Origin of the sequence: Methyloprofundus sp. (genome assembly GCF_965251085.1) — a bacterium.
In the GTDB taxonomy this organism is placed as follows: domain Bacteria; phylum Pseudomonadota; class Gammaproteobacteria; order Methylococcales; family Methylomonadaceae; genus Methyloprofundus.
Genome location: NZ_OZ252594.1, coordinates 1,294,417 through 1,308,790 on the forward strand (window position 1 = coordinate 1,294,417; position 14,374 = coordinate 1,308,790).

At 41.8% G+C, this 14,374-nt stretch carries 12 protein-coding genes; 2 read left to right on the top strand and 10 right to left on the bottom strand.

Going from position 1 to position 14,374, the window contains the following annotated elements:
- Positions 1 to 405 precede the first annotated feature (405 nt).
- The 6 genes from ACQY3F_RS05900 to ACQY3F_RS05925 form a co-directional block, all read right to left on the bottom strand.
- Positions 406 to 1,767 carry an IS1380 family transposase gene (locus tag ACQY3F_RS05900; protein ID WP_428352972.1) on the bottom strand — a complete coding sequence of 454 codons (1,362 nt, stop codon included), beginning with the start codon at positions 1,765 to 1,767 and terminating at the stop codon, positions 406 to 408.
- A 107-nt stretch (positions 1,768 to 1,874) separates the two neighbouring features.
- The gene (locus ACQY3F_RS05905) at positions 1,875 to 3,107 is read right to left on the bottom strand and encodes an NTP/NDP exchange transporter (RefSeq protein WP_428353987.1); all 1,233 of its coding nucleotides are present in this window, start codon (positions 3,105 to 3,107) and stop codon (positions 1,875 to 1,877) included.
- A protein-coding gene (locus ACQY3F_RS05910) for an ISAzo13 family transposase (RefSeq protein ID WP_428352995.1) occupies positions 3,104 to 4,299 on the bottom strand; the annotation gives its coding sequence in 2 pieces (ribosomal slippage) (positions 3,104 to 3,492 and positions 3,492 to 4,299; 1,197 coding nt in all). Before ACQY3F_RS05910 ends, ACQY3F_RS05905 begins: the two co-directional genes overlap by 4 nt.
- 83 nt (positions 4,300 to 4,382) lie before the next feature.
- The gene (locus ACQY3F_RS05915; protein WP_428353988.1) at positions 4,383 to 4,556 is read right to left on the bottom strand and encodes a hypothetical protein; all 174 of its coding nucleotides are present in this window, start codon (positions 4,554 to 4,556) and stop codon (positions 4,383 to 4,385) included.
- A 133-nt stretch (positions 4,557 to 4,689) separates the two neighbouring features.
- Positions 4,690 to 5,727 carry a hypothetical protein gene (locus ACQY3F_RS05920; RefSeq protein ID WP_428353989.1) on the bottom strand — a complete coding sequence of 346 codons (1,038 nt, stop codon included), beginning with the start codon at positions 5,725 to 5,727 and terminating at the stop codon, positions 4,690 to 4,692.
- Between the two features lie 153 nt (positions 5,728 to 5,880).
- Positions 5,881 to 6,309 (bottom strand): NAD/NADP octopine/nopaline dehydrogenase family protein, encoded by a 429-nt coding sequence (locus ACQY3F_RS05925; protein ID WP_428353990.1) that lies wholly within the window; start codon positions 6,307 to 6,309, stop codon positions 5,881 to 5,883.
- Positions 6,310 to 6,561: 252 nt separating this feature from the next.
- Here ACQY3F_RS05925 and ACQY3F_RS05930 point away from each other — a divergent pair, with 252 nt between their 5' ends.
- The gene (locus tag ACQY3F_RS05930; protein ID WP_428353991.1) at positions 6,562 to 7,827 is read left to right on the top strand and encodes a cation:proton antiporter; all 1,266 of its coding nucleotides are present in this window, start codon (positions 6,562 to 6,564) and stop codon (positions 7,825 to 7,827) included.
- A 417-nt stretch (positions 7,828 to 8,244) separates the two neighbouring features.
- The gene (locus ACQY3F_RS05935) at positions 8,245 to 8,751 is read left to right on the top strand and encodes a hypothetical protein (RefSeq protein WP_428353992.1); all 507 of its coding nucleotides are present in this window, start codon (positions 8,245 to 8,247) and stop codon (positions 8,749 to 8,751) included.
- Positions 8,752 to 8,901: 150 nt separating this feature from the next.
- Here the strand turns inward: ACQY3F_RS05935 and ACQY3F_RS05940 are convergent, their stop codons facing one another.
- From ACQY3F_RS05940 to ACQY3F_RS05955, 4 genes are all read right to left on the bottom strand, one after another.
- Positions 8,902 to 11,040 (bottom strand): DNA topoisomerase III, encoded by a 2,139-nt coding sequence (locus tag ACQY3F_RS05940; protein ID WP_428353993.1) that lies wholly within the window; start codon positions 11,038 to 11,040, stop codon positions 8,902 to 8,904.
- Positions 11,037 to 11,804 (bottom strand): PH domain-containing protein, encoded by a 768-nt coding sequence (locus ACQY3F_RS05945; protein WP_428353994.1) that lies wholly within the window; start codon positions 11,802 to 11,804, stop codon positions 11,037 to 11,039. The genes ACQY3F_RS05940 and ACQY3F_RS05945 overlap by 4 nt, the downstream gene beginning before the upstream one ends.
- Positions 11,804 to 12,811 (bottom strand): hypothetical protein, encoded by a 1,008-nt coding sequence (locus ACQY3F_RS05950; RefSeq protein WP_428353995.1) that lies wholly within the window; start codon positions 12,809 to 12,811, stop codon positions 11,804 to 11,806. The genes ACQY3F_RS05945 and ACQY3F_RS05950 overlap by 1 nt, the downstream gene beginning before the upstream one ends.
- A gap of 106 nt (positions 12,812 to 12,917) precedes the next feature.
- A protein-coding gene (locus ACQY3F_RS05955) for an ISAzo13 family transposase (RefSeq protein WP_428352995.1) occupies positions 12,918 to 14,113 on the bottom strand; the annotation gives its coding sequence in 2 pieces (ribosomal slippage) (positions 12,918 to 13,306 and positions 13,306 to 14,113; 1,197 coding nt in all).
- Positions 14,114 to 14,374: the final 261 nt, after the last annotated feature.

The window sequence follows — 14,374 nt, forward strand, 5'->3', positions numbered from 1 at the left end:
AGCATTTTAGCTATGATGAAGGACGGGTATTGTAAGTTCAGTGCCACTTAATTCAAGCCTCTTATCTATCATGTAGCTGTGATATTAATCATACAAGGTCACGAAGAACTTGAAGGGTAGAGCCTTTCTTTTCTTCGTGACCTTCGTGGTGATTGTTTTTTGTAGTGCTACCTAAATCCTGCAAGCCCATATTTTGACTCTCATTAACCTGTCTAGCTAAGTGGTTATTAGGTTTTTACTGCCGCTTTGCCAGCCCTCTTTGTCCAACCGATCAAAATATCCAGATTTAAATCATAAATAGAGGAAATTTTTTGTATCGTATGGATATCCCCCGAGCCCAAGGCAATAAACACCCTGCCAACGTGCCATGACCTTTTAATCAAAGTGACTTAACTTCGGTTAATGTTAAGCGAGTAACCCCACCTTAACCCAATCATCCCATTCCTGTGGATAGAGCGGATCTGCAGGTGTTCTGACTCTCAGCTGATTATTGCCTGTGAGTAATTTTCCAGCCACCCGAATCAGATAAGTACGAAGTGTATCCGGCTCCCATTGGCACAACGTTTTGTTGCCACTCAATTGAGCCATCCAGCGCACGGTATTGTAGGCAAGAACGGCGCAATGAAATAATGCGGCATTAGCCAGAAATTGATTCGTTCTGATTTTACCTAAACCCATTTGTGATTTTGCTTCTTCAATCCATGTTTCGCACGTCGCTCGTTCACCATACTTCTTATGTGTTTGCCAAGGCGATAGAGGTTCAGTTGTTACATAACAAAAATAGTCATATTCTGCCGTATCCCAAAGCTCGGACTGAGGTCCTGTCACTTGTTTAGGTTGCTTTATCCTGACCGCGACAAACTGACGAGAGCGAGACCAGCCACCACAACGATATTGAAACTCGCTCTGCTCCCAACCGGGTCGGCCTTGTATGGCTGTCCAGGCCTGTTTGGCCAGCAATGCGTTCAAATTCTTAAGTTTAACCTTTATTAGATACCCATGCCCTCTGGTATCGAGAAATTCAAGCAAATCACCGACAAAATAACCACTGTCACCGCGAAAAATAATGCGCATCCGATTGGGCAAGTGTGCAAGTAACTGTTTGGTAAATTCTACAACACCATTGCTTGTAAAGGCATTGCCTGTCCGGAACCAGGCTTGTAAAATTTCTTTTGTTTCCGCTAGAAAAGCGAGTTGTGGATGGTATGAACGGGCACCTTTCTTTTTGGGGTTGAAGCCTTTGGCACTTCCTTCTTGTCGACCACAAACGGTGTCCACAGTTGAATCGACATCGACCCACTGGACGGATTGTATGCCAGTTTTCGATTTTCCGGAACGAAGCAATCGCCGCCAGTGTTGACCACGCAAAGTATGCGTGAGCGTTTCAAACTGGCTTATCTGCCTATCACTTACTTCTTTAAAGATCCGTAAAATTGTGGTTTCAACAGGAATCTTTATCCAGCCAGCTACTTTGCGCAGTACGCTATCTGCCCATACGGTCGTCACCTTTGCCATTGATGTTGCTCCCCCCATCATGCCAACCAACGTCAATAGAACCACATCAGATAAGTGATGGTCTGCATTTTCACCCCGCCGATGTGGAACGCTTTGTTTTACGGTTTTTTCAAAACCTATCCTGTCTAAATATTTCACGACGGGAATCAGTCCCGCCTGGCTTGTCAATCCATGTGCTGTAGATGTCATTTTTACCGTTCGGGTACGGTTTCTTACGTGAGATGAGGATTTTGATACTTTAGAGGGCTTCATTAAAACAATGAGATAGTGAAATCAGGAAAATGATATTATATCATTGTTTAATAAGGAGTTTTGTGGATTATTATGTATAATGCTTGCAGGATTTAGGTGCTACATTTTTACTCAGTCATCTCTTTAAAACGGCGACCTGCATAAACGACTGCATATATCCACAGCGCAACGACGGGGATAGTCACCAGAGAAAGCCAGCGTATACTCGAATAGTCACCGAAGTACATGGTGATGCCCAGGCTGATAACAACTGCCAGGGCTTTGGCAAAACGTTGCACAAACATATCAATAAAGGCCTTCGCGGTATATTTTTCTTCTTTGCTGACAGGCACGTAAAGACTTTCTTTGGCTGACTGATTGATCGAGTAGCTAAAGAAATTGTCTACCATATTGAGTGAGCTACCCACCCATAAGATAGGTACCACCATAAAGGCCGCTGAGCCGCCTAATAAAGCTACCGGGAGTATCAGTAGCGCTATACCGATTCCCAGGCGGGACATGACAAAACTGGTCAAAAAGAGTTGTACCAGCATTGCGCCAATATTGGTGATGGCAAATACTTTAGCGAACTGCTCTCCAATAGCGTCGCCTTCCAGATAGTGTGCAACGGTGCTGGTGAACTGGAAATTCATAATAGAGGAGGCTATTTCATATAAGCCTACAATGGCAACGATAGACAGCAGGTAGCGCGATCGAAACACAACTCGGGCTCCTTCCAGAGCGGCATTACCCTTTTTAGGTGGCTCTTGTTCTAATTGCTCAGGTTGGGCAGGTGGGTTTCTGTCAACAATGCGTCCGGCAAAAAAGGCAACGAATATGATCAATACTCCCAGAGCAAAGCAGACCCACAGCCAGTTCTGGTCAGATAGCTCGGAAATAAATTCACTGACCATACTAGTTCCAAAGGCGCCGCCTACAACACCACCCAGTCCAACTAAACCATATATGCGCTTCGCTTCATCAGGCGTTACGCTGTCATTTAAAAAAGCAAAGAAAGTTGCCACCATCAGTGTAGAAAAGAGGTCACCAAATAAATAGAAGCTCCAGACTATACCATCTCCCGGTTGGTCGATAACAAAACTGTAAGCGCTGTAACAGAGCAGAAAGAAAACAGTGAAAATGATGGTAAGCTGCTGTCTGTGAAAACGTCGGGCCAGCCAGGTGAAGACAATTACCGCAAAAATAGCGACCACCATATTCAATACTTTAGCAATTTGTTCCGCCTGGGGAGCAGTAAGTATCCACTGCAATGTACCAATATCAAACCCCAGATTATTCAGAGCATGAAAATCCAGATTAAATGTAAAGCCATGCTTAGGGAGATGGAAAGAAATAATCATCCAGAACAACCAGGAGAAATGGTCAAAAACCATTTCTCCAACGATGGCATTCGGTCAACAAACTGATAATACGTCTTCATTGCTTTTTTACCTACCTTTACTCCTGTTTCATATATTTTTTCTGTTAATTTAACAATAGGTGCTTTGCCATTGTAGGTCATACTTTTGGCAAATTTTAAAGTTGTTTCAACTGTATCCATTATGTCGCCACTAATATGATTTTCATAGGCTCCCCATACTCGTTCAATTGGGTTATATTTACTATGATAAGGAGGGTAGTAGGCCAGTTTTATCTTTATGTTGCTTTTTTCAGCAAACTCCACAAGCCTTTTTATAAACTGAGTTCTGGAGCTACTGTTCTCCATACCATTGTCAGCGTGTGTGTCAGAATATCTACTCCATATTTTTCTTGAATTTCTGGCCAAATTTCTTCCAATCGGTCAACGATGAAATCACTGCTGGCATAGCCTGCTGTAAAGAAAAGGAAAAAATCATCATGTTCAGGCAGATAAAAACCAAAAGGAGTTAACTTTTCCTTAACATCTAAATCATGATCCTCTGCTTTTGTTAAAACCCGATTTCGTCCTCCCCGTGAAAAATTTCCTATATTCATTCTTGCTTTGGCATCAATTGATATACGAATCTCTTTTGGGTTGATATCTGCCATTCCATTGACTGAATGAACTTGTTCAAAAATTGCATCCGTTTCCTTGATTTTCTTATGAGGCTTTGTTTTTTGTACCTTTTTTGGATGGTAACTCAGGTCATTTAATTTTGTATTGATAGTTTTTGAGCAAGGTAATGTTTTTTCATCGTAATAATCAATCTCCAGTAAACGTTTTCTAACTTCTTTAGCCGTTAGCCGGGTATATAATCGACAGGAATTAAAAGAGGGATCCGTTTGACACTCCGGTTCAGCAATTTTTTTTATGTCATCAAGTAGATGAGGAAAATGCTCTTCACTTTTATTACGCCCTCTCGCTGAAAAATTATCTTCTATGGGCTGAGTTTCAAGTTCATATTGTCCTTTTCGGATAGTGCCTCTATTCCATCCTAGTTTTTCTTCAGCAATACTTGCACCACCTGAGCCTAGTAGCTCCACCGTTTCAGCCATGAATATACGACGTACCGAGCCTTTTAAACGATGGGCTGTATTTATAATCCAACCTATAATGCTATCTGTTAATATCAACAAGCTTATCTGCCTAGTGTGAGAATAAATTCAGAATTCATTATTATAAATTATTGAGACACAAGCTTACTTCGTTTGGATGATTATTTCTTTCCATCTCCCTTATCATAAAATTCGATAAACAGTGATTTCTTGATCGGCTTAAGAATCCAGAAACTGGTAATGACCAGAAAGAAATAGCTAAACATTAAGAGTGCTAGCGGAAGTTCAGCTTTCCTGATGTCGAAAATTGCTTTAAGCGGGCTTTCGCGCTTCATTGTTTTGTCCTGTAAAAAAAACTGTTACCAAGCTAAGTTAAGAAGATTGTTATCTTGTAGGGCGTGGCTTTAGCCCGCGTTTAGGTTATAGGTAAGGCGGGCTAAAGCCGCGCCCTACATATTTAAAGAGAATTTAAAAGACCGGGATTTCACCGCTGTCTACTTTTTTAATCAGTTGCTTAAGACGCATCCAGACATCAGATAACTGCTCTTTGGTCAGACCAAACTGTACTGAATTCTTGCTGATACGCACAGGTTTCTTTGCACCCCTGTTTTTTCCGGGTACTACATTACGGAATACATTATCACTGCCTTTGTCCAGTTGGGCGACAACACCAAGAAAGTCCAGGTCTTTGCGCTTAACTTGGCGTAAGCGGTCAATTGTTTCTTTACGCAGTGCTGGCACACGAATGATATTCCAGTTACGGGCAAAGGGGTTGTATGGGTTTGTACCAAAAGTGGTGTCATTATCAATGAAAAATAGCTGAGGTCGGGAATGGTCTTTAGAAGCAAGAATATTTCCGCTACGTCCATCGCGGTGCTCTACCAGATAGGCAACAATATTTAAATTAGATAAGAAATAAGCATAATTGGGATCTGTAAGAAAGTGTTGTTCTTCAAATACCACCTCAGGTAGCTGAACATCCAGCATCCATACTGAGGCATTACCCAAAACGCAGTCACTTCCAGCTAACTGTGGTGTTGCTTTAAGCCCCAGGAACTGGCTATAGTGTTGCGAAGGAATGCAAAAAGCCATCGATGTGGGAATAACGTAATCTTCAGGATCTAAAAATAGCTTTTGAATCTGGTAAGCGGCTAAATTTCGTGCTATTGAATTATCGTAATTTTCTAGCCCATCACTTTCTGAAAGCGCAGCTTTCCATTTGAACTTAATCTCTTTATGCAGTCCGGGAAAAGTTACCAGCACTTTGTCGGCACCGGAGACTCCTGCCGCTGTTTGATGTGCTTTATGGTCTATTGCTTTACCTGATCCCTGACCGGCAGTAATAGCCTTACTCACAGTCTTTTCTATCACTAGTGGTGGCTCAGGCCAGTTGGGGAATTTGTTTTCACCGTGGGGTGATGGTTTTTCGGTGAATTCAATCTGGCGATGATCCTGAGGCCCGCTAATAATTCCACAGGCTGATAGCAGTATAACTGAACACATCATAATGACCGGATAAAGAACACTTTTTTTATTTCTTGAGAGCATAAAATCACCTAAAATAAGGGCTTCGTGGATAATGAGTGGGACGTATTAAATATGTAAAAAACAGTTTATTTTACAATGCTTAAGTCGTAAGTGGAAACACAAAAGTGTGTTTTAAAGCTGCTCAACACAGTGTATGCCAAAACGTTGAAGGGCACTAGTTTCTATAACATCGCGGCCCGAGAGTGTAGCATTCAGAATATTTTCTTTGCCCATATGGCTTTGTGCCCAGATAATGACCTTGTCGATAGTCGGTGTAGCGACATTAACTATATCTGCAACGACTTTATAAATACATAAGCCCAAGGGAATATCTTCAGTGAAATAGCGGTTGCTGAAGCCAGGTTCCCAGCCTCGGCACTGAGGTAGTTCTTTGAATGGACAACGAAAGCCACGATAAGCAGCGTTAGTACGCAAAAGCGCAGTCAGGTCGGGCGAGTTATCGTCGTAGACATAGTGCGTCAGAAAATCGTATATATGCGCTATATCAATATCTGCCATACCTTGCTCAGTCAGGGCATCAGCAATGTTCAGCATGATCATAACAAGTTTGTATCGATATCACTATGCAGTTTTCGCAAAAATAGAGAAAGCTGAATTTAATTGATCTATTCCCTCATTTGATCAGAAATACCTTCCTCTACACCAGTGTAAGAAAATCTGAATGCTAAAGTAATTGGCAAATGATAAATGGCGAAATAAATAATTGTGGCCAAACAATCATGTTAATCTTGTCTAAAAAAAATCTGGCCGATCCCGCTAGAACAGTACCATCACATCAAGGACTTTTAAATAATGTATGTACCTTTAGCGACTCTCGCCGCCTTCGTGTTCCTCTATAGTATTGTTGCCGGAGGACTTGAGCGTACGCCGATTAATGGAGCCTTAGTTTTTATGGCTTTCGGAATAGCTCTCGGACCTTTTGGTTTCGGTCTTCCTGTCGGGCTTGGTTTTATGGACATGGTCGTGGATAGAGAATTGCTGCGCTCACTGGCAGAACTGACTCTTGGCTTAGTGCTGTTTACTGATGCATCCAATGCAAGGCTTACTGTGCTTAAAAACAGCATTCGCATACCTAGACGTCTACTATTAGTTGGGCTACCGTTGACTATTCTGCTAGGATTCGGTGTAGGTATGCTCGTGTTCGATGGGCTGACCCTGCTGGAGATTGCCATATTAGCAACTATGTTGGCACCGACCGATGCCGCTCTGGGCAAGGCGGTAGTAAGCAATGAATCGGTACCGTCCAAGGTTCGCGAGAGTCTGAATGTGGAAAGTGGCCTGAATGATGGCATTTGTGTACCGATCTTGCTGGTCTTTCTGGCTCTTGCTGCAAGCACTGGAACGGGCGCTGAGGGAGAGAGTACTTCGAAGCTGGTGCTACAGCTACTCACCGAACAGATCGGCATCGGTGTCGGCGTGGGTATTGGACTGACTGCTGTTGGCAGTTTGTTGATCAGGCAATGTTCCGGGTATGGCTGGATTAGCCAAAGCTGGCGACAACTACCGGTGATCGCACTGGCACTGACCTGCTTTGCGTTGGCACAGATTCTCGGTGGTAGCGGATTTATTGCCTGCTTTGCCGGAGGCTTGCTATTTAACTGGATTGCTCGGGAGCATAAGCATATAAAAAATACTCTATTGCTTGCAGCAGAAGGGACTAGCGATACTCTGGCACTGATCACCTGGGTAGCGTTCGGTGGCGCGGTAGTGGGCCAGGCGATCGGTGATTTTACCTGGCAGGTAGTGTTGTACTCGGTACTTAGTCTGACTGTAGTACGTATGCTACCGGTTTTTCTGGTACTTTCCGGTTGCGGAATTCGTAGCGATGAAAAACTATTTATAGGCTGGTTCGGCCCACGCGGACTGGCCAGCATTGTATTTGGCGTGATGGTAATAGAAAAGAACTTGCCCGGTGGTGATATCATCACCAGCACCGTGGTTTGCACGATATTGTTTAGCATCATTGCGCACGGGCTCAGTGCTAATCCGGCGATTGCAGTGCTGATTGCTCGTTTGAAGCAATCTGGAATGTCAGTAGTAGCCGAAAATGACGGCTAAAGACCTGCGTCCCTCCCTGGGTAACAGCACGCAATGCCAGTAACTGCTTACCGAACTTGATGGCAGTACAGGTCGCTTACGAAAACTGCATAGTAAGTAATCACTATAAAAGATAGAATATCGTCATAATTAGATATGATTGAGTCCAGTTGCTAATGTTAAAGATGTAACGCCACATGTCAGGAAACGACCGTACATGAATTTCTTTATTAATCGCCCTATTTTTGCCGCCGCTATTATCTGGTCGACGGATAACGGTGCCGAGATATTTACCTGGCCACAGGGCGGTAATCATCCTTTTAAAGACGAGAAAGGCCTGACCAGCGAAGGCGGCTTTCGCGTACCACAGCTGGTGCGCTGGCCGGAAAAATTAAACCTGGCACAATTATCAATGACGTGTTCGCGCACGAGGACTGGATGCCCACTTTGCTGGCAGCGGCCAACGGGGGTAAATATACCGATATTCAGGCAAAGCTGAAGAAAGGTGGCGTTAAAGCAGACGGCAAGACCTTCAAAGCGCATCTTGATGGCTATAATCAGATGGATTTGCTAACGGGTAAGGGGGCTGGTGTGCGAAAAGAGATTTTCTACTTCAGCGGTGATGGTGATTTGAACGCTATTCGGGTCGGCGAATGGAAGATCACATTTACCCAGATGTGGGGTAACTTACCTACCGCCTGGCACAAAACCCCAAGCTGGCCACTGATCACTAACCTGCGTCGAGATCCCTATGAGCGTTTCGATAGTCAATCCGATATGTATACAAAGTGGTGGGCAGATCGAATGTATCTGATGGTGCCTGCGCAAGAGATAGTTGGTAAGCAATTGGCAACCTTGAAAGAATTTCCACCGGCCAGGGGCTCGAGTCTGAGTCTTGGTAAGTTGGTGGATAAGATAACCTGGGCTACTTCGACAACAAAATAATCATCAAATGCTTTTAATGGCTATTAAAACAGAGGCAGGGGCTAATAGTGCTTACCTAAGTATTTATACATTTTATTTCAATAAGATAAGGCGTAGATTCTCTCTTTATTTCTTAACAGAACAGTAGCGGTATAGCGAACTAATACGCTCTTAACGAAGAAACTCCGTAAACTGACACTCAGGAAAATTTGAGCACCCTAAAAATTTACTACCTTGCTTTTTACCGTTTTTAATCACACGCTCAATTAACTCACCATCCTCACATTCTGGACAGCCTTTTCCCGTTTTTTTCTGCTCCTTTCGACTTTTACCCGGTGTCCCTTTATTGTCAGGTAAGGTTGCTGTACATTCTGGGTAACTGGAGCAGCCCCAAAAAAAGCCTGGCCCATTAGTTGATTTACGCCTAAAAAGAGGCTGCCCACATTCAGGACAATCATATTTTATTGTTGATTCAGATACCTTAACAAAACTCTCAGGAACGCTCCTTTTAGCATGCTCAACTAAAAGAGTAACAGTTCTCACCTGATCATCTACAAACTTGCCTGCATCACGCTTTCCTTGTGCAATTTCATCCAGTGCTTGCTCCCATATTGCAGTCATCAACGGGCTTTTAATGGGATCTGGAAGTGCATCTATTAATGCTCTGGCATTGGCACTACTTACTAGATGCTTTTTATCCTTTTTTTGAATAAAATTTCGTTTTAATAAGGTAACAATAATACCTGCACGAGTTGCTTCTTCGCCAATGCCGGACGTTTCTTTAAGCAATTTTTTAAAATCAGGATCCGTTACCTGATTACCTATATTCTCCATTGCATCAATTAATGTGCCTTCCGTGAAATAAGCAGGGGGCTTTGTGTTTTTATGCTCAACATTTGCATCAGAAACTGACAATAAATCCCCTTTTGATAACAACGGCACTGCTTTAGTATGACTACTCGCTTTGTTGTCGTTGCCCATTTTCTCAATAGATTTCCAGCCCATTACTCGATTGACTTGGGTTTTTGTTACAAACAAGAAATTACAAACTATCAGTTCAATACGAGTTTGATCAAATTCATGCGCCGGATAAAACTGCATTAGATAACGACGGCATATTAAATCGTAGATTAACGCTTCCTTATTGCTAAACTTACCCGTATCTACTGTGACAGAAGTAGGAATAATCGCATGATGAGCTGAAATCTTATTATCATTCCAGCACTTTGACTTAATCGTTGCATCAGAACTTTTAGCTAATTCACCATAATGACCTTGCTTGCCTAATGATCTGATAATCTCAGCAACATCACTGTGCTGAGATTCCGGCAAATAAGCACAGTTTGTTCTGGGGTAGCTTGTCGCTTTATGCTTTTCATAGAGAGCTTGAACAATATCCAATACTTCCTGGGCACCCATACTAAAAAGCCGGGATGCATGTTTTTGTAGTGCCGATAATTTATACGGCAAAGGCGCAAGCTCAGCATGTTTTTTCGTGACATAAGAAATAAGCTCTGCTTCCTGATTTAAGCATTTTATTGCAACAGACTGGGCCGAAGATTCATTGATACAGCGGCCATTCGTATCACAGATATCATCGGGTGGACTCCATTTTCCACGCAGGTTGATATTACCCTTAGTAAAACTTGCTAAAACATCGAAGTAGGGCAGGGATTTAAAACTCTCAATTAACCGATCACGTTCTAATACTAAATTTAAGGTGGGTGTCTGCACTCTGCCAACAGACATAACCCCGGCTACACCGGATGATTGAGCTAAAAGGGTGTACAAGCGTGAATAACTCATACCCACTAACCAATCAGCCTTAGACCTTGCTACAGCAGCATGATACATTGCTAATGTTTGTGCTCCAGGCAGCATATTATCCAGAGCTTTTTTTATACTGGATTCATCAAGCGCAGATAACCAGAGTCGTTTTACATCGCCATGCCACTCGCCTTTATCCATAACCTCTCGTGCAATAGCTTCGCCTTCTCTATCGGCATCGGTTGCAATCACTACCGTATTAACCTTGCTGAACAATGACTTGATGATAAAAAATTGCTTTTTAGCATCCTTACGCACATTCCACACCCATTGATCAGGAATGATAGGTAAGTCATCAATACGCCACTTTTTAAATGCAGAGTCATAATCCTCTGGACTAGCCATCTCAAGCAAGTGACCAAAGCACCACGTTACCAGATTGCCACCACCTTCAAAATAGCCATACTTCCGTTGCTTAGCCCCTAATACATTCGCTATATCTTTGGCTTGACTCGGTTTTTCGCATAAATACAAATCACTCATGCTGCATTTTTAACTTGATTGTTAATAAAATCCTTGGTTGCACCAGGGCTGACGACATTTAAAAAGATAATATCAACACCATCAGAGCCTGACGATGCAAACTCCAGATTACCCACATTCAACAATCTCGCCAAAATACCTTGCTTAACGCCAATTGTCTTGATTTCAGGAAATCGTATACTAATAAACTCCCGTGCAACAATACCTTTACGTAATGACACCCCCTCATTATCAACAATCAACACGATGGAATAGTAGCTATACAGCATACTAAGCAGATTAAAAAATAATATGGCTACAGCCAATGCCTGAGATACTTGCACCAGTAATCCCATGTTAACCACATCGGAAAACACATCAACCCCAATAATCGACAAGATTAGCGACCAGAGTTCATACGCAAATACAAACAGACAAAGACATGCAAAAAACAAGGGAAAATACATGAAACATGAGCGTAACGCGGGTCTATATTCACGGACATCAATCGCATTGCTATTTGCTACGCTGGATTCAATGTCATCAACAGAACTTGTTGCATTCTCATCTATTGGTTGGTCAGTACCCTGGGATATATAACAGGGGAGAGCATCGTTCCTGATAACAACAAACCCGGTCATATCATCAATTTCACGCTCATACTGCTCAACTCGATAAAATTTACCAGATTCTTTAATCAACAAATCCCTCATGCGAGCGGCTGAATCAAAATCAAGAAAGGGCATCCTGTTCAGATTAAATATTACATCACTGTGTTCCATCATTAATTCTGAACAGTATAGTTTTCCAGTTCGACCAATAAGGTTTTCTCATCAACTAAAAATGCTCCTGTGCTCTTAACCATTCCCACACCTCGTGAGAGCCTGTATGTTATAACCCGGTTCTGTTCCTCAATCTCACCATTTAAACCAATATATTGACCGCTAATAACATTCTCAACAACAGCAATATTGTAATAAGCGATACCCAATACAGTAATTGAATTCATTTTCCCAATTAGTGTCCAGGTTGAATTAAAATCAATTTCTGTATCCAGGTACCTGTTATCAACGATGGGTTGTGTTATTGATACATCGATAGAACTTTTTGTAGCAGAATGCTTACTACTACCAATTACTGTTCCAGCAGAAAGGGTATGAAGGTCAGTTCGCGTTAATGGGAAACTTATGGGGTTTATCGGGTTATCCTGAATAATAGCTGTCACCTCAACCTGACCTGATAAACCAATCCCCATATCCTCTATGAACTGATCAACATAAACCTCAGATATTTTATTACCAAACGCATCATTACCAGGAGATAGAACAAGATCATAATAACTATCTGCACTATGGCTACCTACATCAATACCCCCTCTGACATAAGTCCCAGATGACATTTTTACAAATTGCACTGTGCCTGTATCAATCCATATAGTGCCTGAGTTAAACTTCATATCGCCAGGACTAAACTTTTTTGCAGAGTCGATTAAAATCTGTCCTTCATTCAATAAGAACTCCCAGGAATTACCAGCTAAAGCACCACCACAAGTCCGTATAGGAAAAAATGATGGATTGACCGACTTAACGATACCTATGTTCGAATAAGCACTCTCAATCGTTTGCTTTTCCCATACAGGAATCTCTTCGCCTGTCACTGGGTCTACCTCTATCAGTTGATCCCCCGTTGCAGGGTCAATTACTGGAACAATCACCGTTTTAGATGCGGTCACAGCAACATAATAAGCTTCACAAGTGCCTATCTGTACTGAAAGGCTGGTACTTAATCCCATAGCATAAGAATTAATCGGGGATACTCCCGGCCAGGGTGCCCAATAAAGCGTATAAGTATCAGCACCACTAACGCTGCCCTAGGATAAGGGAGATGGAAAGAAATAATCATCCAGAACAACCAGGAGAAATGGTCAAAAACCATTTCTCCAACGATGGCATTCGGTCAACAAACTGATAATACGTCTTCATTGCTTTTTTACCTACCTTTACTCCTGTTTCATATATTTTTTCTGTTAATTTAACAATAGGTGCTTTGCCATTGTAGGTCATACTTTTGGCAAATTTTAAAGTTGTTTCAACTGTATCCATTATGTCGCCACTAATATGATTTTCATAGGCTCCCCATACTCGTTCAATTGGGTTATATTTACTATGATAAGGAGGGTAGTAGGCCAGTTTTATCTTTATGTTGCTTTTTTCAGCAAACTCCACAAGCCTTTTTATAAACTGAGTTCTGGAGCTACTGTTCTCCATACCATTGTCAGCGTGTGTGTCAGAATATCTACTCCATATTTTTCTTGAATTTCTGGCCAAATTTCTTCCAATCGGTCAACGATGAAATCACTGCTGGCATAGCCTGCTGTAAAGAAAAGGAAAAAATCATCATGTTCAGGCAGATAAAAACCAAAAGGAGTTAACTTTTCCTTAACATCTAAATCATGATCCTCTGCTTTTGTTAAAACCCGATTTCGTCCTCCCCGTGAAAAATTTCCTATATTCATTCTTGCTTTGGCATCAATTGATATACGAATCTCTTTTGGGTTGATATCTGCCATTCCATTGACTGAATGAACTTGTTCAAAAATTGCATCCGTTTCCTTGATTTTCTTATGAGGCTTTGTTTTTTGTACCTTTTTTGGATGGTAACTCAGGTCATTTAATTTTGTATTGATAGTTTTTGAGCAAGGTAATGTTTTTTCATCGTAATAATCAATCTCCAGTAAACGTTTTCTAACTTCTTTAGCCGTTAGCCGGGTATATAATCGACAGGAATTAAAAGAGGGATCCGTTTGACACTCCGGTTCAGCAATTTTTTTTATGTCATCAAGTAGATGAGGAAAATGCTCTTCACTTTTATTACGCCCTCTCGCTGAAAAATTATCTTCTATGGGCTGAGTTTCAAGTTCATATTGTCCTTTTCGGATAGTGCCTCTATTCCATCCTAGTTTTTCTTCAGCAATACTTGCACCACCTGAGCCTAGTAGCTCCACCGTTTCAGCCATGAATATACGACGTACCGAGCCTTTTAAACGATGGGCTGTATTTATAATCCAACCTATAATGCTATCTGTTAATATCAACAAGCTTATCTGCCTAGTGTGAGAATAAATTCAGAATTCATTATTATAAATTATTGAGACACAAGCTTACTTCGTTTGGATGATTTTAAACAAAACTTATTTTTTTAACCAACGTTACAATGATTTTATAATTAAATTTACGCATGAACTTGCTCAAGTTATTTCATGCGCGTTCCTAAGTAAGCAGCATTAGAGTCTGAACCTAATGCTGTTGTGACCTTAATGCTGTTGACTTAAGAATAAACTCCTTCTCCAGAGGGA

Coding starts and splice junctions, on each gene's coding strand:
- ACQY3F_RS05930 (WP_428353991.1), top strand. CDS start 6,562: ATGTATGTACCTTTAGCGACTCTCGCCGCCTTCGTGTTCCTCTATAGT.
- ACQY3F_RS05945 (WP_428353994.1), bottom strand. CDS start 11,804: ATGATGGAACACAGTGATGTAATATTTAATCTGAACAGGATGCCCTTT.
- ACQY3F_RS05940 (WP_428353993.1), bottom strand. CDS start 11,040: ATGAGTGATTTGTATTTATGCGAAAAACCGAGTCAAGCCAAAGATATA.
- ACQY3F_RS05950 (WP_428353995.1), bottom strand. CDS start 12,811: ATGGGATTAAGTACCAGCCTTTCAGTACAGATAGGCACTTGTGAAGCT.
- ACQY3F_RS05925 (WP_428353990.1), bottom strand. CDS start 6,309: ATGATCATGCTGAACATTGCTGATGCCCTGACTGAGCAAGGTATGGCA.
- ACQY3F_RS05920 (WP_428353989.1), bottom strand. CDS start 5,727: ATGATGTGTTCAGTTATACTGCTATCAGCCTGTGGAATTATTAGCGGG.
- ACQY3F_RS05915 (WP_428353988.1), bottom strand. CDS start 4,556: ATGAAGCGCGAAAGCCCGCTTAAAGCAATTTTCGACATCAGGAAAGCT.
- ACQY3F_RS05935 (WP_428353992.1), top strand. CDS start 8,245: ATGCCCACTTTGCTGGCAGCGGCCAACGGGGGTAAATATACCGATATT.
- ACQY3F_RS05900 (WP_428352972.1), bottom strand. CDS start 1,767: ATGAAGCCCTCTAAAGTATCAAAATCCTCATCTCACGTAAGAAACCGT.
- ACQY3F_RS05905 (WP_428353987.1), bottom strand. CDS start 3,107: ATGATTATTTCTTTCCATCTCCCTAAGCATGGCTTTACATTTAATCTG.